The sequence below is a fragment of the Pseudomonas sp. RL_15y_Pfl2_60 genome, from assembly GCF_963970595.1.
Classification (GTDB): Bacteria; Pseudomonadota; Gammaproteobacteria; order Pseudomonadales; family Pseudomonadaceae; genus Aquipseudomonas.
The window spans coordinates 79,135-103,301 of record NZ_CAXAOE010000002.1; the positions used below are offsets into that span (position 1 = coordinate 79,135).

The 24,167-nt window shown below is 55.0% G+C and carries 20 protein-coding genes; 12 read left to right on the top strand and 8 right to left on the bottom strand.

What is annotated here, in order from left to right; all coding sequences use genetic code 11:
- Positions 1-113 precede the first annotated feature (113 nt).
- The 6 genes from AACY26_RS05480 to AACY26_RS05505 all read left to right on the top strand — a co-directional run bounded on the left by AACY26_RS05480 (position 114) and on the right by AACY26_RS05505 (position 9,454).
- Positions 114-596, top strand: coding sequence for a formate dehydrogenase subunit gamma (locus tag AACY26_RS05480; protein ID WP_339511836.1), 483 nt, complete (start codon positions 114-116; stop codon positions 594-596).
- The gene (locus AACY26_RS05485; protein ID WP_339511838.1) at positions 590-2,149 is read left to right on the top strand and encodes a formate dehydrogenase beta subunit; all 1,560 of its coding nucleotides are present in this window, start codon (positions 590-592) and stop codon (positions 2,147-2,149) included. Before AACY26_RS05480 ends, AACY26_RS05485 begins: the two co-directional genes overlap by 7 nt.
- Positions 2,146-5,022: a formate dehydrogenase subunit alpha gene (gene fdhF, locus AACY26_RS05490; RefSeq protein ID WP_339511840.1), complete on the top strand. Its 2,877-nt coding sequence runs from the start codon at positions 2,146-2,148 to the stop codon at positions 5,020-5,022. Before AACY26_RS05485 ends, fdhF begins: the two co-directional genes overlap by 4 nt.
- The gene (locus tag AACY26_RS05495) at positions 5,019-5,234 is read left to right on the top strand and encodes a formate dehydrogenase subunit delta (RefSeq protein ID WP_339511842.1); all 216 of its coding nucleotides are present in this window, start codon (positions 5,019-5,021) and stop codon (positions 5,232-5,234) included. The genes fdhF and AACY26_RS05495 overlap by 4 nt, the downstream gene beginning before the upstream one ends.
- A 270-nt stretch (positions 5,235-5,504) precedes the next feature.
- Entirely contained in the window at positions 5,505-7,172 is a 1,668-nt protein-coding gene (locus AACY26_RS05500) for a VRR-NUC domain-containing protein (RefSeq protein WP_339511844.1), read from the top strand.
- Entirely contained in the window at positions 7,169-9,454 is a 2,286-nt protein-coding gene (locus AACY26_RS05505; protein WP_339511846.1) for an ATP-dependent DNA helicase, read from the top strand. The genes AACY26_RS05500 and AACY26_RS05505 overlap by 4 nt, the downstream gene beginning before the upstream one ends.
- A gap of 5 nt (positions 9,455-9,459) precedes the next feature.
- Here AACY26_RS05505 and AACY26_RS05510 read toward each other — a convergent pair whose 3' ends face one another.
- Positions 9,460-10,389 carry a LysR family transcriptional regulator gene (locus AACY26_RS05510; protein ID WP_339511848.1) on the bottom strand — a complete coding sequence of 310 codons (930 nt, stop codon included), beginning with the start codon at positions 10,387-10,389 and terminating at the stop codon, positions 9,460-9,462.
- A 181-nt stretch (positions 10,390-10,570) separates the two neighbouring features.
- Between AACY26_RS05510 and AACY26_RS05515 the strand changes: the two genes are divergently transcribed.
- Complete coding sequence (locus AACY26_RS05515; RefSeq protein ID WP_339511850.1) at positions 10,571-11,770, top strand: MFS transporter; 1,200 nt, start codon at positions 10,571-10,573, stop codon at positions 11,768-11,770.
- A gap of 13 nt (positions 11,771-11,783) precedes the next feature.
- Here AACY26_RS05515 and AACY26_RS05520 read toward each other — a convergent pair whose 3' ends face one another.
- Positions 11,784-12,719: a LysR family transcriptional regulator gene (locus tag AACY26_RS05520; protein WP_339511852.1), complete on the bottom strand. Its 936-nt coding sequence runs from the start codon at positions 12,717-12,719 to the stop codon at positions 11,784-11,786.
- Between the two features lie 147 nt (positions 12,720-12,866).
- Between AACY26_RS05520 and AACY26_RS05525 the strand changes: the two genes are divergently transcribed.
- Together AACY26_RS05525 and AACY26_RS05530 are read left to right on the top strand one after the other, a co-directional pair.
- Positions 12,867-13,928 carry an HlyD family secretion protein gene (locus AACY26_RS05525; RefSeq protein ID WP_339511854.1) on the top strand — a complete coding sequence of 354 codons (1,062 nt, stop codon included), beginning with the start codon at positions 12,867-12,869 and terminating at the stop codon, positions 13,926-13,928.
- Entirely contained in the window at positions 13,918-14,964 is a 1,047-nt protein-coding gene (locus AACY26_RS05530; protein ID WP_339511856.1) for a DUF2955 domain-containing protein, read from the top strand. Before AACY26_RS05525 ends, AACY26_RS05530 begins: the two co-directional genes overlap by 11 nt.
- A gap of 125 nt (positions 14,965-15,089) precedes the next feature.
- Here AACY26_RS05530 and AACY26_RS05535 read toward each other — a convergent pair whose 3' ends face one another.
- On the bottom strand, positions 15,090-15,296 hold the full coding sequence (locus AACY26_RS05535; protein ID WP_339511858.1) for a hypothetical protein: 207 nt from the start codon (positions 15,294-15,296) through the stop codon (positions 15,090-15,092).
- A gap of 268 nt (positions 15,297-15,564) precedes the next feature.
- Here AACY26_RS05535 and AACY26_RS05540 point away from each other — a divergent pair, with 268 nt between their 5' ends.
- Positions 15,565-17,676 (top strand): TonB-dependent siderophore receptor, encoded by a 2,112-nt coding sequence (locus AACY26_RS05540; protein ID WP_339511860.1) that lies wholly within the window; start codon positions 15,565-15,567, stop codon positions 17,674-17,676.
- A 17-nt stretch (positions 17,677-17,693) separates the two neighbouring features.
- Positions 17,694-18,422 carry a DUF4198 domain-containing protein gene (locus AACY26_RS05545; protein WP_339511862.1) on the top strand — a complete coding sequence of 243 codons (729 nt, stop codon included), beginning with the start codon at positions 17,694-17,696 and terminating at the stop codon, positions 18,420-18,422.
- A gap of 44 nt (positions 18,423-18,466) precedes the next feature.
- On the opposite strand, the gene AACY26_RS05550 is transcribed toward AACY26_RS05545, so the two are convergent.
- The 3 genes from AACY26_RS05550 to gorA are packed head-to-tail and all read right to left on the bottom strand — an operon-like array spanning position 18,467 to position 20,843.
- Complete coding sequence (locus AACY26_RS05550) at positions 18,467-18,844, bottom strand: VOC family protein (RefSeq protein WP_339511864.1); 378 nt, start codon at positions 18,842-18,844, stop codon at positions 18,467-18,469.
- 2 nt (positions 18,845-18,846) lie between these two features.
- A complete protein-coding gene (locus tag AACY26_RS05555) occupies positions 18,847-19,470 on the bottom strand; it encodes a trimeric intracellular cation channel family protein (protein ID WP_339488581.1) in 624 nt (207 codons plus the stop codon).
- A 14-nt stretch (positions 19,471-19,484) separates the two neighbouring features.
- Positions 19,485-20,843, bottom strand: a complete 1,359-nt coding sequence (gene gorA / locus AACY26_RS05560; RefSeq protein WP_339511866.1) for a glutathione-disulfide reductase — start codon at positions 20,841-20,843, stop codon at positions 19,485-19,487.
- A 205-nt stretch (positions 20,844-21,048) separates the two neighbouring features.
- On the opposite strand from gorA, the gene AACY26_RS05565 reads away from it, so the two are divergent.
- The gene (locus AACY26_RS05565) at positions 21,049-21,471 is read left to right on the top strand and encodes a VOC family protein (protein WP_339511868.1); all 423 of its coding nucleotides are present in this window, start codon (positions 21,049-21,051) and stop codon (positions 21,469-21,471) included.
- A 73-nt stretch (positions 21,472-21,544) separates the two neighbouring features.
- On the opposite strand, the gene galU is transcribed toward AACY26_RS05565, so the two are convergent.
- A complete protein-coding gene (gene galU, locus AACY26_RS05570) occupies positions 21,545-22,384 on the bottom strand; it encodes a UTP--glucose-1-phosphate uridylyltransferase GalU (protein WP_087516843.1) in 840 nt (279 codons plus the stop codon).
- A 194-nt stretch (positions 22,385-22,578) separates the two neighbouring features.
- Positions 22,579-23,940, bottom strand: a complete 1,362-nt coding sequence (locus AACY26_RS05575) for a UDP-glucose dehydrogenase family protein (protein ID WP_339513087.1) — start codon at positions 23,938-23,940, stop codon at positions 22,579-22,581.
- Between the last annotated feature and the right edge of the window lie 227 nt (positions 23,941-24,167).

Sequence of the window (24,167 nt, forward strand, 5' to 3'; positions counted from 1 at the left end):
TAGATGGCGATTCTTTTGACCGAATGCCGTGAAAAGGTCAGTTCGCCGTAGCCAATGACTCCGAACGTCTAATCTTTAGGTTAGTGCTGTTCGTGATGCCAAGGTACCTTTGTATGCCTGATGAAGCGTTGCACCTGCCCCTGATCAACCGCGTTTTGGCCCAAGAGAAAGACACGCCGGGCGCTTTGTTACCGATCCTCCATGCGATCCAACAGGGTGCGGGCTACATTCCGAGCATCGCTGTTGCCCATATCGCCAGAGCGCTCAACCTGAGCAAGGCTGAGGTTCAGGGCGTTATCAGCTTCTATCACGACTTCCGCACGACGCCTCCAGCACCGCACACCTTGAGACTGTGCCAGGCCGAATCCTGTCAAAGCATGGGATCTGAACAGTTGGCCGCGCAACTCAAGGAGCGACTATCACTCAATGAGAATGGCGACAGCGCCGACGCTCAGGTCAGTTTGCAGACGGTGTACTGCCTGGGCGCTTGCGCCTGTTCGCCCGCCATGGAAATAGATGGTCGATTGCATGCTCGCCTGACACCAGAGCGCTTGGATGATCTGCTTAGCCGCTGTTTGGAGAGTCAAGCATGCTGAAGCTCTTTATTCCCTGCGATTCACTGGCCCGTGCGGTTGGCGCCGATGAGGTGGCGAACGCCTTGATTCAAGAAGCGCAGCAGCGCGGATTGGCGCTTGAGTTGCAACGCACCAGCTCACGAGGCCTGTACTGGCTTGAACCCATGCTGGAACTCGAAAGCGCCAATGGTCGTCTCGGCTTTGGCCCAGTCACCCGTGCGGATGTGCCCAGCCTGCTGGATGCGTTGAGTGCTGACTCAAACGAACATCCACGGGCATTGGGCCTGGTTGAAGATATTCCCTACCTGAAAAGCCAGCAACGCCTGCTTTTTGCCCGCGCGGGTATCACGCGGCCGCTGTCACTGGATGACTATCTGGCTCACGACGGCTTCAAGGGGCTAGAACAAGCCATCAAGCTCGATGGCGCCGATGTAGTGGCCGTCGTACTGGATTCAGGCCTGCGCGGTCGCGGCGGCGCCGCCTTCCCCGCCGGGATCAAGTGGCGCACAGTGCGCGATGCACAAGCCGCGCAAAAATACATCGTCTGCAACGCCGATGAAGGTGATTCCGGTACTTTTGCCGATCGCATGCTGATGGAAGGCGATCCGTTTCTATTGATTGAAGGCATGACCATTGCTGGCCTCGCCGTTGGCGCGAGCAAGGGTTACATCTATGTGCGCTCGGAGTATCCGGACGCAATCAATACCTTGAATCATGCACTGGAAATCACTCGACTGGCAGGCTACCTGGGCGCGGATATCTTTGCCAGCGCACGGCAGTTCGACATTGAAGTTCGCGTCGGTGCGGGTGCCTATATATGCGGTGAAGAAACCGCTCTGCTTGAGTCGCTTGAAGGTAAGCGCGGCACCGTTCGTCCCAAGCCACCGCTGCCGGCGTTGGAAGGTTTGTTTGGTCTGCCGACGCTGGTCCATAACGTACTGACCCTAACCTCTGTGCCCGTGATCATGGCCCGTGGCGCACAGTTTTATCGCGACTTTGGTATGGGCCGCTCCCTGGGCACAATGCCTTTTCAGCTGGCTGGCAACGTGCGTTATGGCGGCTTGGTGGAACGCGCTTTTGGCCTGAGCCTGCGTGAACTTATCGAAGGTTATGGCGGCGGCACAGCCAGCGGTCGGCCGCTTAAAGCCGCTCAGGTTGGCGGCCCTCTGGGTGCCTGGATACCGCCCGCCCAGTTTGACACACCGCTGGACTATGAAGCCTTGGCCGGCATCGGTGCCATGCTTGGTCATGGGGGTGTTGTGGTCGCTGACGAAAGCCTGAACATGGCGCAAATGGCCAGGTTTGCGTTGCAGTTTTGCGCAGAAGAATCTTGCGGTAAATGCACCCCGTGCAGGATAGGCTCGACCCGAGGTGTTGAAGTGGTTGACCGGCTGATAGCCAGCACGGCACCCGCCGCCCGAGAGGAACAGTCCCAGCTGTTATGGGATCTGTGCGACACCCTTCAATACGGCTCGCTTTGCGCACTCGGCGGGATGACGTCCTACCCCGTGACCAGCGCACTCAAGCACTTCCCCGCCGACTTCGGCTTGGCCACCACGGAGGCCGTCAAATGATTAGCCTGTTCGATCCGAAAACTGATATCGACCTTGGCACGCCTGAGCGCCAAAGCGCTGTAGAAGTCAGTCTGACTATTGACGGTCGCGAGATCCGCGTGCCTGCGGGCACCTCGGTGATGCGCGCTGCGGCACTGCTTGGCAGCCAAATCCCCAAACTCTGCGCCACCGACAGTTTGGAAGCCTTTGGTTCGTGCCGCATGTGCCTGGTGGAAATCGAGGGCATGCGCGGCTACCCCGCTTCATGCACCACGCCGGTGGCCGAAGGAATGCAGGTGCGCACCCAGACCAGCAAACTCGCCGTGCTGCGTCGTAATGTGATGGAACTGTACATCTCTGATCATCCGCTCGATTGCCTGACCTGCTCGGCCAACGGCAACTGCGAACTGCAAACCGTGGCAGGCCAGGTTGGCCTGCGCGAAGTGCGTTACGGCTACGACGGCGCCAATCACCTGGATGACAGCAAAGACCTGTCCAACCCCTACTTTGACTACGATCCGAGCAAGTGCATTGTCTGCAACCGTTGCGTGCGCGCCTGTGAAGAAACCCAGGGCACCTTCGCCTTGACCATCAGCGGCCGTGGCTTTGAATCGCGAGTGGCTGCAGCAGGTGGCGATAACTTCCTTGACTCGGAATGTGTCTCTTGCGGTGCCTGCGTACAGGCTTGTCCAACCGCTACGCTGATGGAAAAAAGCGTGGTGCAACTGGGTCAACCTGAACGCAGCGTGATTACCACCTGTGCTTATTGCGGCGTGGGTTGTTCGTTCCGCGCAGAAATGAAAGGCGATCAACTGGTACGCATGGTTCCGGACAAGAATGGTCATGCCAACCACGGCCATTCTTGCGTCAAAGGGCGCTTCGCCTGGGGCTATGCCACCCACCCGGACCGCATCACCAAACCGATGATCCGCAAACATGTCGACGACCCTTGGCAAGAAGTCAGCTGGGATGAAGCGGTCAATTACGCCGCTAGCGAATTACGCCGCATACAACTTCAATACGGGCGTGACTCCATTGGTGGCATCACCTCCAGCCGCTGCACCAATGAAGAAACCTATCTGGTGCAAAAACTGGTTCGCGCAGCCTTTGGCAATAACAATGTCGACACCTGCGCCCGCGTTTGCCACTCCCCCACCGGCTACGGCTTAAAGCAAACCCTGGGCGAATCAGCTGGCACCCAGAATTTCGACTCGGTGATGCAGGCTGACGTCATTCTGGTGATGGGCGCCAACCCCACCGACGCTCACCCGGTATTCGCATCCCAGCTCAAGCGTCGCCTGCGCCAAGGCGCGCGTCTGATTGTGATTGATCCGCGGCGCATCGACCTGGTTGACTCGGCCCATGCCCGGGCTGAACTGCACCTGCAACTGCGGCCCGGCACCAATGTGGCCATGCTCAATGCGTTGGCCAATGTGATTGTCAGCGAAGGGCTGATCAACCAGCGCTTTATTGAAGAACGCTGCGAGGATGCAGATTTTGCCCGCTGGCGCGATTTTGTCAGCCTGCCGGAGCATGCCCCCGAAGTTTTGGGGCCAGTTTGTGGTGTGCCTGCCGAGCAAATACGCGCAGCTGCCCGCCTCTACGCCACCGGTGGCAATGCAGCGATCTATTATGGCCTGGGCGTTACCGAGCACAGTCAAGGCAGTACGGCGGTGATGGGCATTGCCAACCTGGCGATGGTCACTGGCAACATCGGTCGTGAAGGTGTTGGGGTTAACCCGCTGCGTGGCCAGAACAATGTACAGGGCTCCTGTGACATGGGCTCCTTCCCCCATGAGCTACCCGGATACCGGCATGTCTCCAACGAAACAGTGCGTCATGAGTTTGAAGCAGCCTGGAATGTAAGCCTGCAACCAGACCCGGGTTTGCGCATCCCGAATATGTTCGAAGCCGCCTTGGATGGCAGTTTCAAGGCACTCTACTGCCAAGGCGAAGACATCGCGCAAAGTGATCCGAACACCCAGCACGTAACCGCGGCTTTGTCGTCGATGGAGTGCATTATCGTGCAGGACATTTTCCTCAACGAGACGGCCAAATTCGCCCATGTTTTCCTGCCGGGCAGCTCATTTCTTGAGAAAGACGGTACCTTCACCAACGCCGAGCGCCGGATAAACCGGGTGCGCAAGGTCATGGAGCCGCTGGCTGGCAAAGCAGACTGGGAAGCGACAATGGCCTTGGCCAATGCCTTGGGTTACCCGATGGAGTATTCACACCCGGCAAAAATCATGGACGAGATTGCCCGGCTGACGCCGACATTCTCGCGCGTCAGCTATGCCGAGCTTGATCGTCAAGGAAGTCTGCAGTGGCCGTGCAATGACCAAGCCCCCGCAGGCACACCGACCATGCACATTGACCAGTTTGTGCGCGGCAAGGGCCGCTTTATGCTCACCGGCTACGTGCCTACCGACGAGAAGGTTAACAGCCGCTTCCCGCTTCTGCTCACCACCGGCCGGATTCTGAGCCAATATAACGTCGGCGCTCAGACCCGGCGAACTGACAACATTGCCTGGCATGAAGAAGATCGCCTGGAGATTCATCCAAGCGATGCCGAAAGCCGTGGCATCAATGACGATGACTGGGTTGGGATTGGCAGCCGTGCTGGGCAAACCGTGTTGCGCGCCAAGGTCAGCGAGCGTGTGGCGCCAGGTGTGGTTTACACCACATTCCACTTCCCGGAATCAGGCGCCAATGTGATCACCACTGATAACTCTGACTGGGCCACAAACTGCCCGGAGTACAAGGTCACTGCGGTCGAAGTGTCACGCGTTTATCACCCCTCTGAATGGCAAAAGCGCTATCAGGCGTTCAGTGATGAACAACACCGGTTACTCAAACAGCGTCGCCTTTCCGAGAAAGCTGGAGTGGGTAAATGAGCAGTGAAAACCTGATTAAAATGGCCAATCAGATTGCGCAATTCTTTTCTCATGAAGCAGGTACCGATCAGGCGGCAAGCAGCGTCCGCCAACACCTACAAAGTTTCTGGACACCAGCCATGCGAAATGAGTTGAGTGCTTTACAAGCGCAGAATAACTTGCACCCACTGGTCAAGGCTGCGCTGTCCGAATCAGGGGAATCAAAGCCCTGATTGCCGTCCTGCAAGCAAGTAAACCTGCATCGGTAATCCATAGGCTGCCGATGCAGGTTTTGACTATCAATAAATCGACTCATGGCTTCAGGCAAAGCTGGCGTGCATTGAAATAGCACATCAATAAGCCGCACCGCAGCTCAAACCGCTAAAGGCCCGAAGCTACCGTTGGGCAAATGCAGCAAATTAGTACTGTATAAAAAAACAGCCAGGGTTAAACTGTGGGGATAATTCGCAGCGTTCCCTATCCACTGTGCATGACCCTTGTCCATGCAATCAGCAACCGGCACGGCTATGCAGTCGCTACACGACCCCAGATTTTATTACCTAGCAAATTTCAAGCAGGCGCTGACGTGGCTGCAACAGCGCTATGCCGATTTGCTCGATGAGCCAGAGTCCCGGTTTATCGAGCAGTTTTTGCGAATCGATACTCAGTCACAAGCGTTGCTGGTACGCATGATCATGCGCAAAGGCAGGCATTTTCGCCTCGATAAGCTGAGCTATGACGAAATCTCCTGCAGCCGTTCAGCAGCCCAGCCCTTGCTCGATGCAGGTTGGATAGAACATGACGCAACACTGAACCTGGAAGACTTGTTCAAGTTGCTGCGCAAAGATGAAATTGTTGTGCATCTAGGCAAGCAATTCCTCCTGAAAGCCTCCATGAACAAAGCCCAGATGTTCGAGCGGCTTGCAGATGAACAGCCCGAACCTCGTGCCTTTGCAAGCTGGTGCCCAACCAGTGATCAACAAATACTGTCGCTGACCATCGATCCTTTGTGTCAACGTCTACGGCTGATGTTCTTCGGTAACCTACGCCAGGACTGGTCGGAATTTGTCCTCGCTGAGCTGGGAATCTTCCGTTATGAGCGTGTTGAACTCAGTGCAGACTCCCGCGCCTTTCGCAGCCGGGCAGATGTTGACTGCTATCTGCAACTACATGAATGCCGCGAGCTATTCGAGGCAGGTGAAGCAATTGAACCTATTCTGCAACGAATCAGAACTTTAGCCTGTGACACCACCTTTCTCGCATCGCGGCGCAACAAGCTGTTGTTCGGCATGGGCCAGCACCTTGAGCGTGAGGCGCAGTTCGAAAGCGCATTGGCCTTTTATGCAGATTGTCGCTACGTCGGGGCACGAGTGCGGCAAGTCCGTGTATTGGAACGTCTTGGACGTCAGCAGCAGGCCTATGAATTGGCTAACCAAGCGCTGCAAGCGCCGGAAAATGACGCAGAAGCACAAGCTGTGGCCCGCGCCCTGACGCGCCTGTCCCGCCAACTGGGACAGCCCGTGCCAGCTAAAACCAAATCAATAGGCCAGGCACGGATTGATTTGGTCTTACCCAAGCCAGAGCACGAAAGTGTTGAGTTTGCAGTGGCGCAGCACCTTGACCAGCCTGACGCACCCGTACATTACGTTGAAAATAGCCTGGTCTGCAGCCTGTTTGGACTGCTCTGCTGGCAGGCCATCTTCGCACCGGTGCCGGGTGCTTTTTTCCATCCGTTTCAAACCGGTCCGGTTGATCTGCTCAGCAGCGACTTTTACCCCCAGCGCGAGGCCTTGTTTAGTCGCAGCCTCGAACAGCTGAAATCAGAAGCTTACAAGGACCTGATTCGGCAAAACTACGCAGACAAATTCGCAATTCAGTCGCCCTTTGTGTTTTGGGGCGCATTGGATCAAACCTTGTTGGAGCAAGCCCTTGAATGCCTGCCTGCCGAGCACTTGCTGGCGTGGTTCAAGCGCTTATTGGTCGATATCAAAGCCAATCGTGCGGGCATGCCTGACCTGATCCAATTTTGGCCGACACAAAAGCGCTACCGCATGATTGAGGTCAAGGGGCCAGGTGACCGCTTACAAGACAACCAACGCCGCTGGCTGGCGTTTTGTGCTGAACACCAGATGCCGGTAGATGTTTGCTATGTGCAGTGGGCTGACGCTTGAATTATCAGGTCGCAGTACGCGCCCTCTGTGAATTCACCGCCAAGGTTGGTGATCTCGATTTGCGCTTCACGCCCTCGCCCACGGCGCAAGAAGGCATGACTGGCCATGCCATTGTGGTCGCTAGGCGCGGTCCTGGCTATTTCCCCGAATTACCCTTGAGCGGCGAATATCAAGGGCTACAGGTGCGTGGCCGCGCTGATGGTTACGATCCGGAGCAGAACCTGCTTGAGGAAATCAAAACCCATCGTGGCGATATCAGCCGCATACCTGAAAACCACCGGTTACTGCACTGGGCTCAAGCGAAAGTGTATGGATGGTTGCTCTGTGCCGAGCAAGGGTTGCCGGAAATAAACCTGGCTGTGGTGTATTTCAATGTGCTGACTCAACATGAGACGGCGTTTCACCAAACCCTCAGCGCCGATGAACTGCAGGCCTTCTTTGCCCTGCAATGCAGCCGATACATTCATTGGGCGCAATACGAACAGGCGCATCGCCAGCGTCGCGATCAGTCCTTGCACAACCTCAAGTTTCCGCACGCGCAGTTTCGCAGCGGCCAACGCCAGTTGGCTAATACCGTTTACCGGGCAGCGCGCGACGGCCATTGTTTGATGGCGCAAGCAACCACTGGAATTGGCAAGACCCTGGGCACCCTGTTTCCTCAATTAAAGGCGTTTGCTGAGCAAAAGCTTGATCGTTTGTTCTTTCTCACCGCTAAAACACCGGGCCGGCGTTTAGCCCTGGATGCGCTACACACCTTGCGCAGCCAGGAGACCGCCATGCCGCTGCGTGTGCTTGAGCATGTTGCCCGGGATAAAGCCTGTGAGCATCCTGATAAAGCCTGCCACGGCGAATCTTGCCCGTTGGCCAAGGGCTTTTATGACCGCCTGCCTGCTGCGCGCCAAGCGGCGCTCGAAGGGCAATGGCTCGACCATAAGAATGTGCGCAGCGTTGCGCTAGCGCATCATATTTGTCCGTACTACCTGAGCCAGGAGTTATGTCGCTGGGCTGATGTTGTGGTTTGTGATTACAACTATTACTTCGACATGGGCGGCCTGTTGTATGGCCTGACACTGCTCAATGAATGGCGGGTGACCTTGCTGGTTGATGAAGCGCACAACCTGATTGAGCGGGCGCGCGGCATGTATACCGCAGAGCTCAACCAGCAGCGGTTTGAAGCCGTGCGGTCTATTGCGCCCAAGGTGATGAAAGCCCCGCTCGAACGCATTAGCCGGCACTGGCGTCAGCTGGAGCTTGAGCAACAAGTGGCGTATCAGGTCTATCCGATGGCGCCGGAGTTGTTTGTCATGGCGCTGCAAAAAGCCGTCAGCACCCTTACCGACCATCTCAGCGAACAACCCGCAGGCAACGCCACAGAGCTGCTGCATTTCTATTTGGATGCCATGCTGTTTTGCCGATTGGCCGAAGCCTTTGGCCCCCACTCCTTGTTTGATATAAGCCGCGATGAGCACTCAGGCAAAGTGGTTTCGACCCTCTGTATTCGCAATATCGTGCCTGCGCCGTTCCTGGCACCACGCTTCGAGGATGCACACAGCTGCACGTTATTTTCTGCAACCCTGAGCCCGGCCAACTATTACGCCGACTTGCTCGGCCTGCCAGAAGACACCCCCTGGATCGATGTGGAATCCCCCTTCAGTGCCGAACAACTGCAGGTCCAGGCGATCAGCAATCTATCCACCCGTTACGCCCATCGCGACTACTCCTTGCAGCCGATTGCGGCATTAATCGCCCGCCAATATGGGGAGAACCCCGGCAACTATCTGGCTTTTTTCAGTAGCTACAGTTACCTGCAAGCGGCCATAGACGAACTGCGCCTGGCACATCCCGATATCCCGGTTTGGCAGCAGTCCAGGCAGATGGATGAAGCTGAGCGCCAGGCATTTCTTGATCGTTTTACCACCAGCAGTCGAGGCATCGGTTTTGCGGTCCTGGGCGGTGCATTTGGTGAAGGTATCGACTTACCCGGCGACCGCCTGATTGGCGCATTCATTGCCACCCTTGGCCTGCCGCAAATCAACCCGGTCAATGAACAGGTCAAGCTGCGCATGGAAGCCATGTTCGGCAGCACCAAGGGTTATGGCTACACCTATTTGTATCCGGGTCTGCAAAAAGTCGTTCAGGCGGCAGGCCGGGTTATTCGGACGGTGCAGGATCAAGGCGTGGTCTATTTGATCGATGACCGTTTTAATCAACCCGCCATTCGCAAGCTTCTACCGACCTGGTGGAAGGTCGATCGTTGTCGCTTACCCCTCAATCCAGTGTAGAGCGACTAAGGTTGAAGCGTGCAGCCCGTGGGTTCGAGCCTGGCGCTTAGGTACTCAACAAGTGCCTGCACCTTGGGCAGGTTTTCACGGCTTTTCAGCCACACCAGATTCATCGGTAAGCTATCCGTGGCCAGTTCCGGTAATACCTCGACCAGGGTTCCTGCATCCAGATGACGCTGGGTTAACCAGGTCGGCAGTTGGGCAATGCCAAGCCCGGCAAGCGCTGCCATCACCTCGCCTTCGCCGTCGCCCACGGCAATATGTGCAGGCATGACTCTGCGCTCTATGTCACCCGCCTGGCGGCCCTTGAAAAACCAGGGGCCAACCAGGCCGTCACTCTGGCCGTAGCCAATACACCGATGTTGTTCCAGGTCCAGCGCAGTCAGCGGTGTGCCTTGTGCCTGTAAATACTCAGGTGATGCGCAGAAAATAAGACGCTGGCGGCCGAAGTAGCGATGCCCCAGATTTGCGGCCCAGGCATCCGAACCACCGATACGCACCACGATGTCGATGCCCTCCTGCGCTGGATCGACAAAGCGATCCGAGAAGGACACCTGAGGATGCAACCCGGGATGCTGTTTGACGAAGTCAAGGATCAAGGGCAATACATGCAAGCGGCCGTAAGAGGCAGGCAAGTCGATACGCACCCTACCCTGAGGTTCAAGTTGCTCGGAAGTCAGCACCAGCTCGACTTCTTCCAGGTCGGTCAATACGGCGGTACAGGTGCGATAGAAGGTTTCCCCTGCTTCAGTGAGTGACAAGCGCCGGGTCGTGCGTTGAAACAGGCGCACGCCGAGACGCCCCTCAAGCCGCGCAACACTTTTGCTCACCGCAGAACTGGTCAGGTTAAGGCGCTCAGACGCTGCAGTGAAGCTGCCCAAGTCGGCCACGCTCACGAAAACATCAATCCCTTTAAGCCGTTCAGAAGAAAACATTGCCGCCTCAATTAGTGAATTAAATTCAAATCACTTGGTAATTAATGCCGCAAATATACGCTTAGTTCTCTAATAAGCTAGATCACCTTCGACCAAGGCGGCCAATCAACGTCGCTGTTTGTCCAGCAATCACCGCAAAACCTGGGGTGTTGCAGGATGCATGTCCCATTGGAGTTAGTTAATGCAACCTTCCGCAGTAGCAAGTGCCGCGCAAGCCAATGCCAGTCAGTCGCATACAGGCGTACAGATCCTGATTATGGCGATTGCTGCATTTATCATTGTTACCACCGAGTTTCTGATAGTCGGCTTGCTCCCATCATTGGCGCGTGATCTGAATATATCCATCACCCTGGCCGGCCAGGTGGTGACACTGTTCGCCTTCACCGTAATGCTTTTCGGCCCCGTGCTGACCGCCAAGCTGGCTCATGTTGAACGCAAGAAGCTCTTCAGCATTATTCTCTTGGTGTTTGCCGCATCCAACGTGCTTGCAGCTGTAGCAACCAATATCTGGGTGCTGGCTCTGGCCCGCTTTATCCCCGCGCTGGCCCTGCCGGTTTTCTGGGGTACTGCAAGTGAAACAGCAGGGCAACTGGCCGGCCCGGGCATGGCCGGCAAAGCGGTTGCCAAGGTTTATCTGGGGATAAGCGCTGCCTTGGTATTCGGCGTGCCGCTGGGGACTGTCGCAGCAGATACCGTTGGCTGGCGCGGTAGTTTCTGGATATTGGCCGGGTTTTCCCTGCTGATCGCCCTGCTTATGCACCTGTTAATGCCAAGACTGCCCAGCTCGCCAGAAAAGCACCCAAGTGAAAAGCAGACCCAGATTCTGCGCAATCCTCGTTTTATTGCCCACGTGCTGCTATCGGTCCTGGCCTTTACCGCAATGTTTAGCGCATACACTTATCTCGCCGATGTTCTGCAGCGTCTGGCCGGCATACCGGAAAGCCAGGTCGGTTGGTGGTTAATGGGCTTCGGCGCTGTGGGCATGGTCGGTAATTATCTGGGCGGCAGCATGGTCGACCGCACGCCTCTAGGCGCAATGGTGCTGTTTTTGATCGTGCTGGGCGCTGGCATGCTGGTCGCCATCCCCTTTGCCGCAACGCATTGGGTATTGATCCTGGCTCTGGCGGCCTGGGGTATTGCTTACACGGCGCTCTTCCCTGTGTGTCAGGTCCGGGTCATGCAAGCAGGGGCAAAGGCCCAAGCCTTGGCTGCGACCATGAATATCTCTGCGGCGAATGCAGGCATTGGCTTCGGGGCTATTCTCGGCGGGCTCGGGATCAGCCAGTTTGGTTTGCACGCCTTGGGGATCATCGCCACGCTTATAGCGGCCTGTGGCGTGATTATGGCTTTGTTGATGATGCGCGCTTCTAGCAACCGCTAAGTCAAACCCAGCGCTATGCCCAATACGCTGGGTTTTCTACCACGGCTCGATTATTGGCGAAGGCTTGGGGGATCTGCTCCTTGAGAAACTCGACCCAAGTCCTGACCTTGGCATCGAGAAACCGGCGTGAAGGATAAAGTGCATAAACCCCGCGTTCATGCAGCCGGTGCTTGACCAGAACCCGCACCAATTTGCCCTGTTGAAAGGCTTTGGCCGCAACCAGGTCAGGTAACAGGCAAATACCCATGCCTGCCGCTGCAGCCTGGGCCATCGCCTCGGCAACATTGACTTGAAAGGTTTCGCCGAGGCGGATTGCGCGCTCAACGCCATGGTCATTGAAGGTCCAGCTATCGCCAAAAACCGGATCAATCAAACGCAGGCAACGATGCTCGGCCAGGTCGTCCAGCGTTTTCGGAGTACCACGCTGTTCAAGGTAGGATGGCGCCGCGCAAAGCACGCTGTAGTTACTGCCCAATAACTGCGCCACCAGTTCGGAGTCGGGCAGCTCGCGGGCCATGGTGAACACCACGTCCTGACCGTCATCAATAAGATCCGGATGATGCTGCGACAGGGTCATATCGATGTGCACTTCGGGGAATTGCTCGCAATAGCGCGCGGCCAATGGCGCCAACAGCTGAGTACCAAGCCCGGTAATTGAATGCACTTTCAGTCGCCCGCGTGGCATCAGGTGCGCGCCACTGGCCTCGGCATTGGCGTCTTCTATCTCGTTGAGTATTTGTCGACAGCGCTCAAGGTAACGGCTGCCCACTTCAGTCAGGCGCAAACGCCGTGTGGTGCGCTGGAGCAACCTGGCCTGCAGATGGCTCTCAAGCTCAGAAACCAGGCGCGATACCTGAGCGGTTGAGAGGTCAAGTGCCTGCGCTGCCGCAGTGAAGCTGCCCGAATCCACCACCCGGGCAAATACGCGCATTGCCTGAAAAACATCCATCTACTGTTACCTTTTGCGTAATTGTGCTTTGCGCATTTCGCTTATTTTTACATCAATCCGCAGAAAATATACTAGACCATTTGTTCGACTGGATTTCAGCCTTGCGCTGTATGTCCGCCCATCAAATATATTTTCTTGAGGTAGTGAATGACTCCAGATCAACGATTTGCCCGCTGGGTACAAATCGCAATTGCGGCCTTGACCTGTTGCTTCGTTTATTTTCTGACCGCTGATCTGAGTATGCCTTTGACGCCGCAAGCACAGCTAACCCGTTCGGTGCTGAAGGTCGCCCCGCGGGTGTCGGGACAGGTCAGTGAGCTGGCCGTGGTCAATAATCAGCATGTACAACCAGGCCAGCTGTTATTTCGACTTGACGCCCAGCCCTTTGAAGTGGAAGTCCGCCAAGCCGAATTGGCTGTCGAACAGGCGCAGCAGGACAATATCGAGCTAGATGCCCAACTCAAGGCAGCTAAAGCTGAAGCCAGCGCCGCCAAGGCTAAAGCCAATGACTTGGCAGCGCAAAGCAAGCGCATGCACAGTTTGATCGGTCGCCAGCTGGTCTCGCGCCAGACCTATGACACCCTTGAGGCACAGCGACTTTCAGCGCTGGCACAACTCAGCGCAGCTCAAGCCAAGATCGTGGAGTTGCAAGCTCGACGCGGAACCAACGGCAATGACAACCTGCGTGTTCGCCAAGCACGCAATGCCTTACGCCGGGCTCGCTTGAACCTGGAATACACTGCGGTCCGCGCACAGCGCAGTGGCGTGATCAGCAACCTGCAACTCACCCCCGGAACCTATGTTGCTGCAGGTACGCCTGTTGCGGCGATGGTTGAAGACAGTATCGACATCATTGCTGATTTCCGTGAAAAAGCGCTGCGCTATGTCGAGCCACGAACGCCGGCGGTTGTGGTGTTCGATGCCCGACCTGGCGAGCGTTTCAATGCAAGAGTCAGCCATATCGATGCCGGGGTGCGTGAAGGCCAGATCGAAGCCGATGGCCAGTTAGCTGCTCCGGTGCAATCGGAGCGCTGGGTGCGTGATGCCCAGCGCCAACGTTTGCACCTGCAGCTCGATAAAGCGTTGCCTTTTACCTTACCCACTGGCGCCAAGGCTACTGTTCAGCTAATCCCGCTGGATAATGCCTTCGTCGCAGCAATTGCCTCGTTGCAAATCCGCATGATCAGCTGGCTGCATTATGTCTACTGATGCAGCGATTTCGGGCCACCGACCGCTGAGCGACAATGATCTTCGCCAGTGCCTGCGCATAGCCACAGGCGGCGCCCTGGCCTTGTTGATCTGTAAATTACTGAACCTGCAATATGGCTCGTTCTTTTGTGTTTACCCGATGCTGCTACTTGGCTTGGTTCCCAGGCTAAACGCGCATCTGATCCGCCAGTTCTTTGCCCAGGGAGTGGTCGTCAGCCTCGAGGTCGCCCTGCTTTACGGGCTGTTCGGCGGACGGCCCATGGTCATGGTGCCCTTGGTTTTCTGTCTGTTTTTCTATCGCTTTGCGTTGATGGCCAAAGGTCCTTTGTTTTTGTTCGGTGCACTCGGCTCGGTATTTCTATCCATACAACTGAATTTTGCCAGCTACCCACAAACCAATGTCATCGACATGCTTTGGTATAACAGCTGTGCAATTTTATTGGCCGGTGCAATTGCGGGGCTGATGTTCTATCTATTTCCCGACACTGAGCCACGAGCGCCACGCCAGCCGGTTAGCAAAGACCTGCCCAGTCGCCGTCATGAAGCACTGCTCGGGGCAACGGTAGCTACGCTGTCGTTCATGGTGTTCCAGAGTCTTAATCTGCATGATTCGCTATCCGCCCAGGTTGCCAGCATCCTGGTTCTATTTCCGATGCATTGGAAAGGTGTGCATTTTGCCGGGCGGGTCCGAGCTGTCGGCACATTGCTGGGCTGTGCAATTGCATTGCTGATGATGCTCTTGCTCTACAACCATCATGATGTATTGCCGCTGGTTGTGTTGCTGGTATGGATTGCAGCAATGTTCTGCGCGCGCTGGCATATGCTTGAAAATGGGGTGCCGGGGGTTGGCTTTGGCGCACTCACCACATTGGCCATTTTGTTTGGCCAATCGCTCACGCCCGATCACGACATCATGTATGCAACCCTCTATCGCTTGAGTTCAGTTTGCATTGCTGTATTGCTGACGTTGTTCAGCGTTTTTGTCCTGCATCGCTTGCTCAATTGCTTCGCAGCAACCCGCCACTTTAGCCATTAACTGACTGGCATTTGCCGGCATCAAGGTTTTCCAGGCAAAAAAAAGCCGCTCTGAATGAGCGGCCAAGAAAGACGTCGACAAAGGGGCGGGAGCAAAAACAATCAACGTCTCGAAGTCACTGGATTTCAGCTGTCTTTAGTGGCTTCAGACTCCTGCTTGCTGGCGGTTTGAGATTGCTTGGCTAGCGTCTCGCGCTGAGCATTGCTATTGGCTTGCTCCTGCACTCGTTCATTACGCGCAACAAAGCTGGCAGACTCTTCAGCTTGACTAAATTGCGAGAAAAGCATGGAAAAGGTGAATAACGTGCTGGCAAAAATCAGATATGGCTTCATTTTTGGACCCTCGAACGATAATGCGTCTGAACCGGCAGCCAGTGTATTGAGCGGTGCTAAAGCGAAAAACCAGCAATCCAGCAAATTACTATTACCCCATATGCAACAGTCTACTTAACTGCTCTCTACCCGCACCCGGATCATCTTTTGCCCGCCTAGGCGCTAGCCATATTCATGCATCTCTGAAATATTCAGTTACCTGCGACTGATAGCGTTTTGAAGCTAATGAAACGTTATACTGTTACGTCTTGAATAAGGATGAGATGTAATGTCGCGCAAAATTGCCTGCATGGCTAGGTTAACCATTGGATTGTTCGGCGATGCCAGCTTCGCTGATGAAGATAAAGACCAACTGCAACTTGAGGCGATGACCATCACCTCTGAATTCGACTATGAATCAGCCACAGGTCCAGTAGACGGCTACCAAGCAACCCGCTCTGCAAGCGCCACCAAGACCGATACCGCAATCAGGGATATTCCACAGTCCATTAGCGTGATCCCCAATACGGTGCTTGAAGATCTCAACACTTCTGATGTCGAGCGTGCGCTGGATTTCGCTGGCGGTGTTTCCAAGCAAAATGACTTTGGCGGCCTGACCTTATACGAGTACAGCATTCGCGGCTTTGCCACCTCCGAGTTCTACAAGGATGGCTTCAGTGCCAACCGCGGCTACCCCGCTACACCAGACGCCGCCAATATCGAGCGCATTGAGGTGCTTAAAGGCCCTGCGGCCAGTTTGTATGGCCGTGGGGACCCGGGCGGTACGGTCAATATCGTCACCAAAAAGCCGCAAGCTGAAGCCTTTACCAAGCTACAAACCAGTGCCGGCAGTTGGGATCACTACCGCACGACACTGGACGTCAATACACCGCTTGACCCTCAAGGCGACCTGCTATCGCGGGTCAATGTAGCTGTCGAAGACAACAACAGCTTCCGTGATCATGTCGGCAGCGAGCGGGTATTTATTGCGCCTTCATTGAGCTGGCAGATCGATCCAGATACGCAGCTTTTAGTCGAAACTGAGTTCGTTCGGCACAGTTCAACCTTTGATCGCGGCATTGTTGTGCCTAAAACTAACAAAAGCGGTCTGTCGCGCAGAACCTTTCTCGGTGAACCGAGTGACGGCGACATCGACAATGACAACAACATGATTCAGGCAGCGCTTGAGCATCACCTTGATCAGACCTGGTCGCTGCGCTTAGCCAGTCATTACAAGCAGGGTGAACTGTCCGGGTTTGCCAGTGAGTCCCGCCCATTAAATGCCGACGGCCACACGGTCAACCGCCGCTACCGTGAGCGCGACAACAACTGGCATGACAGCATCACGCAGCTTGAACTGCGTGGTTTATTTGATATCGGCGACTGGCAGCATGAATTGTTGATCGGGACTGAGTACGAAAACTACCGTAAGAATGAGCGCGTAACCACCATCGCTGGTGGTCCTTATGCAATTGATATTTACAACCCGGTGTACGGCCAGCCCAAACCCGACGGCGCTAGCAGCGGGTCTGACTTTTATCAGCTGGTGAAAAGCCAGGCGTTGAACCTGCAAGATCAAATCGTCTTCAGTGAAAAGCTCCGTGGCTTAGTCGGCGCGCGCTTTGAGCACGTAGAGCAACAGATCGACGACTACACAACCAACACCAGCAATGAGCAGCGCCACGATGAAGTCACCTACAGAACAGGCCTGCTTTACCAACTAACCCCTGAAGTAGGCGTATTTGCCAATGCATCCACCTCGTTCAAGCCCAACAATGGTTTGGATGCCAGAGGTAAAGCGTTCGACCCGGAAGAAGGCGTTGGCTATGAAGTGGGTTTCAAGACCGAGCTATTCGATGACCGGCTGAGCGCAACCGTCGCAGCATTTCACATAGAAAAGGAAAATGTGCTTGCGCTCGACCCCAGCACCGACTCAAGTCGGGCGATTGGTAAAGCGCGTAGCCAAGGCATGGATATCCAGTTCGCCGGCCAGTTGAGCGACGCCATGCGGGTGATTGGTGCCTTTGCCTATATCGATCCCGAAGTCACCAAGGGCGATGCCAATATTCCAACCGGCAGCTCGCTGCTTGGCGTGGCGAAACACAGCGGCAGTGTTCTGGCGGTGTATGAGTTTCAAGACGGCCCGCTGCGCGGCTCGGATATTGGCGCGGCCTACAGCTATGTCGGTGATCGGTCTGGCGAAGCCGGTACTGATTTTGAGCTTGACGCTTATCAAACCGTCGACTTGCTCGCGCACTACAAAGCCAGTGAAAACCTCACCGTCGGCCTAAACCTCAACAATATCTTTGATGAAAACTATTACGAACGCTCGTACAGCAGCTACTGGGTTGCTCCCGGCGCGCCACGTAATTTCAGCCTGAGCCTTTCGCTTAACCTCTAACCTTTCAAGGATTTCACATGCATCGCACACTGACCGCCGTATCACTTTCGCTGTTCGGGCTGATCTTCGCCAACGAGGCCATCGCCCATGGCCTGTGGACCGAACAACGTCGCGGCAATATCGAGGTTATTTATGGGCATGGCGCCGAAGATAACGCCTTTAAAGCAAGCAAGATCAGCGGTGCCTGGGCCTACAACACAAAGGGCAAGATGATTCCTGTTACCGTAGAGCGGCTCAGTGATCACGCCCGGCTGAAGCCCTTGAGTCCCCCAGCAGTAATGGCTGTGGCACTGGATAACGGCATGTGGTCACAAACTGCCGACAAACAATGGATCAATCAGGGCCGCTCGAAAGTACCGGGGGCGATTGCCTCACTGCAGACATTCAAATACAGCCTGGCGATCTACCAAGAAGGCGCAAAGCTGCCAGAACTGGATAGTTTGAAACTGGTGATTGTGCCGCAAAAAGATCCGTTGACCGTTGGCCCGGGCAAGCCGCTGCCGGTGATCGTCAAACTCAACGGCAAGCCGTTAGCCGGGGTCAAGCTGATTGGTGATTACCGCAGCGCACCCGATGAGGTCAGCGCTGAAACTGACGCTCAAGGCCGTGCCCAGGTTATCGTCAGGAATGCAGGGTTAAACGTAATCTCCGCAGAGACTACTGTGCCTGTGGCCAATAACCCTGATATCACCGAACAGGGATTATTCACCTCACTGACCTTTGTCGGCGCGCCCCATCACGAATAGTCAGCAGTGATTCTGGCGCCTGATACAGGTGCCAAGATCAGCCTTTAGAGGTAATGACTGACTTCAATCAGGTTGTCGTCAGGGTCACGAAAGTACAGCGACTCAATCGGCCCTGTCGCGCCCGTGCGTTTAACCGGGCCTTCAGTAACAGTGACGCCCTGCTCCGTCAAATGTGCCAGCACCTGGTCGGTTGGCCATTGAGTAATCAAGCACAGGTCGATCGCCCCCGGTGTTGGCCGCTTGGCCTTGGGTTCAAACTCCTTACCCTGTTCATGCAGATTAAATTTCTGTTGGCCGAAGACCAACGCACTGCGCCCTTCCCCGAAGGTTTCATGGCGCATGCCCAGCACTCGGGTGTAGAAATCTACGGTTTTATTGATGCTGGCAACGGTGAAGACCAAATGATCCAGACGTTCAATCACGGTTAATCCCTATCGAGCAGGTGGAACCTAGGCAGTGAGAAATGCCAGCGAATAGCGGCCAGTCGCGTGGCCAGAACCGTCAGCATGGCCACCCCAGTATCGAGCCAGGGCGGCGTGGCTAGCGCCCTGAGCGCGATGAACATCAAGGCACCAGCAATGCACGCCGTGGCATAGATTTCTTTCTTGAAAATCAGCGGTATCTCATTGCAGATGATGTCGCGCATAACACCGCCTGCAACCCCGGTAATAACCCCCATGATCACGGCCGTACTGAGCTGAAGATCATGCTGGAGCGCCACTTCGGTGCCATACACGGTGAATACCGCCAACCCGAATGCATCGGCAATCAGCAGGCCCTTTTCGTGAATCGGTTGCGTGAGCCTGACCCAAACTACAGTGCCAACAGCCGCAATTGATGCCACCAAAATATAGGTGTCATCGCGAATCCAGCTCACAGGATGGTTGCCGAGGATGACGTCACGCAATGTGCCGCCACCCAAAGCGGTGATGATTGCGATCACCAATACACCGAACAGGTCCATTGATTTTCGCCCAGCCATAAGGGCGCCAGTAATAGCAAACACAGCAACGCCGAACAGATCGGCCGCGTAAAACAACTGCGCCATGCTCATTGTGGCAATTACCCGGAGACTGGGGTGCGCATGGTGACAAACTCTTCAGCAGCCGTTGGATGGACGCCAATGGTGTCATCGAAGGTGGCTTTTGTGGCGCCTGCCTTGAGCGCGACTGCCAAGCCCTGGATAATCTCACCGGCGTCCGGGCCAACCATGTGGCAGCCCAGAACCCGATCGGAATCAGCATCAACCACCAGCTTCATCAGGGTGCGCTCGGTCGAGTCGCCCAGTGACAGTTTCATTGGCTTAAAGCGGCTTTCGTAGACCTTAAGACTGTGCCCTGCTTCGCGGGCCTGCTCTTCCGTCATGCCGACGGTGCCAATGTTCGGTAGGCTAAACACCGCCGTTGGAATCATCTGATAGTCAACGCTGCGGTATTCCTCCGCCTTGAACAGCTGTCGTGCAACGGCCATGCCTTCAGACAACGCCACCGGTGTGAGTTGCACGCGACCAATTACATCGCCAATTGCAAACACTGACTGAGCCGTGGTTTTGTAATGCTCATCAACCTCGATATAGCCGCGCTTGTCGAGCTTGACCGAGGTGTTTTCAAGGCCCAGGTTGTCCAGCATTGGGCGTCGGCCCGTGGCATAGAACACACAGTCGGCTTCAAGGGTGCGACCGTCGTTCAAGGTGACCGACAGGCTGCCATCTGACTGCTTTTCGATCTGCTTTATGTCTGCATTGAACTGCAGGTCGATGCCGCTCTTGGTCAGTTCTTCTTGCAAATGCTTGCGCACTGCACCATCAAAACCACGCAGGAATAACTCGCCGCGATAGAGCTGGGTCGTTTGCGCGCCCATGCCATTGAAGATAGAGGCAAACTCAACCGCAATATAGCCACCACCAACCACAATGACGCGCTTGGGCAGTTGCTCGAGGAAAAACACTTCATTGGAGCCGATAGCGTGCTCATGTCCAGGAATTTCTGGAATGCTCGGCCAGCCACCGGTAGCGATCAGAATATTTTTGGCGCTGTAGCGCTTACCGTCCAGCTCCACATGGTGATCATCGAGCATGCGCGCATGCCCTTCAAGCAGGGTAACGCCGCTGTTTTGCAGCAGGTTGCGGTAAACCCCGTTGAGACGATCAATCTCGCGATTCTTGTTGCTGATCAAAGTTGGCCAGTCAAACGATGGCTTGCCAACGTCCCAACCAAAGCCTTTGGCCTGCTCGAACTCATCAGCAAGGTGGGCACCATAGACCAACAACTTCTTGGGCACGCAACCGACGTTAACGCAGGTGCCACCCAAATAACGACTTTCAGCAACCGCTACCTTGGCGCCGTAACCCGCAGAAAATCGAGCTGCACGGACACCGCCCGAACCGGCACCGATTACAAAAAGATCGAAGTCGTAAGTCATGATCACCCTCCTTAGAAAGGCCCAATGATACCTCAGCCAAACGCTGGAATGACGCCAACATGCTGAGAAAATCGGCATTAGTGAGGCTAGAAGGCGTGATTCACCTCTCGCATTAGCTGGGCAAGAGCTGTTGACCAGCACTCCAGCTGGCGACTGCAAAGTTGCTGTAAACACCTAGTCTTAAACAATGCATTGAGGAGGATTTATGCGCCCAACCTTTACCCATATCGCCCTGCATGTTCCCGATCTGGATGCCTGCATTGAGTTCTATCGCGAGTTTTGTGCCATGCGTGTCATTCACCAAAGGGCCGGCAAAGGTTCGCGTATTGTTTGGATGGCCGAGCCCGGAAAAGAGCATCAGTTTATTTTGGTGATGATGCCCGGTGGCCCAAAGCGCCAGTTAGCCGCGACTGACTACTCGCATTTTGGCTTCGCCGTAGAAAGTCGTGAGCAGGTCGACGCACTTGCTGACAGGGCGCGCGCTGCTGGTTGCCTGATATGGGAACCGCGTGACGAACCCTATCCTGTTGGTTATTACTGCGGCGTTGTTGATCCGGGTGGCAACTACATTGAGTTCAGTTATGGCCAGCCGCTTGGACCAGGCTCAGAGCAAATGCCCATACCTTGAGCATAAAAAAACCTCTGCAGTTTGAGCTACAGAGGCTTTTATCCAGGCTTAAACTTCAGTCTGGCGCTGTATATTATTTAGACTTGCCCGTTTTATACAGGTGCTCAAAGCAGAAGTTGGTGGCTTCGATATAGCCTTCAGCACCGCCGCAATCAAAGCGCTGGCCTTTGAATTTGTAGGCCAGCACACAGCCATTCTGGGCCTGCTTCATCAAGGCGTCGGTGATCTGGATTTCACCCCCTTTACCCGGCTCCGTTTGTTCGATCAGATCGAAAATATCGGGAGTCAGAATATAGCGACCAATAATCGCCATATTGGTGGGCGCGTCTTCTTTCTTCGGCTTTTCCACCATGCTGTTTACACGGTAGATGTCATCGCGGATCATTTCGCCGGCGATTACGCCGTACTTGTGCACTTCGTCTTCTGGCACTTCCTGAATCGCAACGATCGAGCAGCGGAACTGGTTGTAGAGCTTGACCATCTGCGCAAGAACGCCATCACCTTCAAGGTTGAGGCACAAGTCATCAGCCAGGACCACGGCGAATGGTTCATCGCCAATCAGTGGCCGGCCGCTGAGGATCGCGTGGCCAAGGCCTTTCATCTCGACTTGGCGAGTGTAGGAAAACGTGCACTCATCGATCAGACGACGAATACCAACCAGGTATTTCTCTTTGTCGGTATCGCGGATCTGGTGCTCAAGTTCATAACTGATATCAAAGTGGTCTTCGAGTGAACGCTTGCCGCGTCCTGTGACCATTGCAATTTCTGACAAGCCAGCGTCTAGCGCCTCTTCGACGCCATACTGGATCAGCGGCTTGTTCACGATCGGCAACATTTCCTTGGGCATGGCTTTGGTGGCCGGGAGAAAACGTGTGCCGTAACCGGCTGCAGGGAACAAGCATTTCTTAATCATGGGACTCCATTTAGAGTTATTAAAAGCACCTTGGGAACCTCTAAAAAAGGTAACAAGCGACGATAGGACAAGGCAAGAAAGTGCAAAAACGACCGGGGTCGCGCTCGACTTTAGTGGCCTAAATGAGCATTTTTAGCACTTTTTTAACGCAGTAATATCTAGCGCAGTAGTTTTTCAGAGGCTCTCTTAGTCTATCAGGCCGCGCTAACCATACAACTGCCTAGCTGTGGCCTGCCGATGCCTCGATATAAAAAACCCAGCTCTGCAAGTTGCTTGGCATCGTAGATATTTCGTCCGTCGAACAGCACGGGCATACGCATGTTGCTGCGAATGCGTGCAAAATCCGGCTGGCGAAATTGCTTCCATTCAGTCACCAGTACGAGTGCATCAGCACCTTGAGCTGCGGTGTAAGGTGAGTCAGTTAGACTCAGTTGCCCGCCCTGCAGTTCCATCGGATAACGCTTGGCTACTGCTGAGGTTGCGACCGGGTCGCAGGCTTTCACCGTTGCCCCTGCGGCCAATAGTGCATCAATGAGTACCAGGCTCGGTGCCTCGCGCAGATCGTCGGTGCCGGGCTTGAAGGATAAGCCCCAGATAGCAATGACACGGCCCTGCATCAACCCAGAAAAATGCTCACGCAAGGCCTGAAAAAGCAGGGTCTTCTGTAAAGCATTCCGAGCCTCAACTGCGCGCAAGATGCCCGGCTCTATGCCCTCTTGCTCAGCAGTGCGAATCAAGGCGCGAACATCCTTTGGGAAGCAAGAGCCGCCGTATCCGCAGCCTGCGTAAATGAAGTGCGTGCCAATACGCTTGTCGCTGCCAATGCCGCGACGCACTTCTTCGATATCCACCCCAAGACGCGAGCAGAGCCCGGCCATCTCGTTGATAAAGGATATCTTGGTGGCCAAAAATGCATTGGCGGCGTATTTAGTGAACTCAGCGGCACGCACGCTCATGCACAGCAAGCGTTCGTGGTTACGGATAAACGGCGCATACAAGCGGCGCAAGGTTTCGGTGTCCTTGGCATCATCACAACCGATAATGACCCGATCTGGTCGCATAAAGTCGTCCAGCGCCGAGCCTTCTTTAAGAAACTCTGGATTGCTAGCCACATTGACCTGGAATTTTTTATCGCGGGCAGCAAGCTGGCGATTGATGCGCTGCGCAACCCGCTCGCCAGTCCCTACCGGCACCGTGGATTTATCGACTATCAAGCAGCGGCTTTGGATATGACGGCCCAGTTCTTCGGCGACGTTGAGCACATGGCACAGGTCAGCTGACCCATCTTCCCCGCTCGGTGTACCCACCGCAATAAAGATCACTTGGGCTTGGCTGATGCCTTCTGCAAAATCCTGGGTAAAACGCAACTGGCCATTGGCCAAATGCGCTGCAATCAATGATTCAAGGCCGGGTTCATATATTGGTACCCGGCCTTGGCTAAGTAGATGGAAACGTTCGCTGTCTCGCTCTATGCAAGTGACTTGATTACCCATTTCAGCAAAGCATGCCGCTGAAACCAGGCCCACATAACCAGCTCCGATCACGCATATTCGCATCGTCATCTCTCCTTAGCAGTCACGACGATTTGAGCGAACTTCAATGGCAACTCTGTGACCGGCATATGTCGTTGCAATGACAGCATGCGTAAAGGGTTGTTGCTGGTTGACCCGGCAGGCAATCCGGTTAAAAAATGTCTATAAATTGATCAAGCTGAACCCTGATGGCGCATTAGTGGCAAAAAGTTCCTTTTGAATTCATTTTTTTGCCAAGTTTTTCACGAAAT

Excerpts from the sequence above, each read along its gene's own strand:
- AACY26_RS05520 (WP_339511852.1), bottom strand. The coding sequence starts at position 12,719 with ATGGATGTTTTTCAGGCAATGCGCGTATTTGCCCGGGTGGTGGATTCG.
- AACY26_RS05565 (WP_339511868.1), top strand. The coding sequence starts at position 21,049 with ATGCGCCCAACCTTTACCCATATCGCCCTGCATGTTCCCGATCTGGAT.
- AACY26_RS05515 (WP_339511850.1), top strand. The coding sequence starts at position 10,571 with ATGCAACCTTCCGCAGTAGCAAGTGCCGCGCAAGCCAATGCCAGTCAG.
- AACY26_RS05495 (WP_339511842.1), top strand. The coding sequence starts at position 5,019 with ATGAGCAGTGAAAACCTGATTAAAATGGCCAATCAGATTGCGCAATTC.
- AACY26_RS05510 (WP_339511848.1), bottom strand. The coding sequence starts at position 10,389 with ATGTTTTCTTCTGAACGGCTTAAAGGGATTGATGTTTTCGTGAGCGTG.
- AACY26_RS05545 (WP_339511862.1), top strand. The coding sequence starts at position 17,694 with ATGCATCGCACACTGACCGCCGTATCACTTTCGCTGTTCGGGCTGATC.
- AACY26_RS05485 (WP_339511838.1), top strand. The coding sequence starts at position 590 with ATGCTGAAGCTCTTTATTCCCTGCGATTCACTGGCCCGTGCGGTTGGC.
- AACY26_RS05540 (WP_339511860.1), top strand. The coding sequence starts at position 15,565 with ATGTCGCGCAAAATTGCCTGCATGGCTAGGTTAACCATTGGATTGTTC.
- AACY26_RS05555 (WP_339488581.1), bottom strand. The coding sequence starts at position 19,470 with ATGGCGCAGTTGTTTTACGCGGCCGATCTGTTCGGCGTTGCTGTGTTT.
- fdhF (WP_339511840.1), top strand. The coding sequence starts at position 2,146 with ATGATTAGCCTGTTCGATCCGAAAACTGATATCGACCTTGGCACGCCT.
- AACY26_RS05525 (WP_339511854.1), top strand. The coding sequence starts at position 12,867 with ATGACTCCAGATCAACGATTTGCCCGCTGGGTACAAATCGCAATTGCG.
- AACY26_RS05500 (WP_339511844.1), top strand. The coding sequence starts at position 5,505 with ATGCAATCAGCAACCGGCACGGCTATGCAGTCGCTACACGACCCCAGA.
- galU (WP_087516843.1), bottom strand. The coding sequence starts at position 22,384 with ATGATTAAGAAATGCTTGTTCCCTGCAGCCGGTTACGGCACACGTTTT.
- gorA (WP_339511866.1), bottom strand. The coding sequence starts at position 20,843 with ATGACTTACGACTTCGATCTTTTTGTAATCGGTGCCGGTTCGGGCGGT.
- AACY26_RS05535 (WP_339511858.1), bottom strand. The coding sequence starts at position 15,296 with ATGAAGCCATATCTGATTTTTGCCAGCACGTTATTCACCTTTTCCATG.
- AACY26_RS05575 (WP_339513087.1), bottom strand. The coding sequence starts at position 23,940 with ATGCGAATATGCGTGATCGGAGCTGGTTATGTGGGCCTGGTTTCAGCG.
- AACY26_RS05530 (WP_339511856.1), top strand. The coding sequence starts at position 13,918 with ATGTCTACTGATGCAGCGATTTCGGGCCACCGACCGCTGAGCGACAAT.
- AACY26_RS05480 (WP_339511836.1), top strand. The coding sequence starts at position 114 with ATGCCTGATGAAGCGTTGCACCTGCCCCTGATCAACCGCGTTTTGGCC.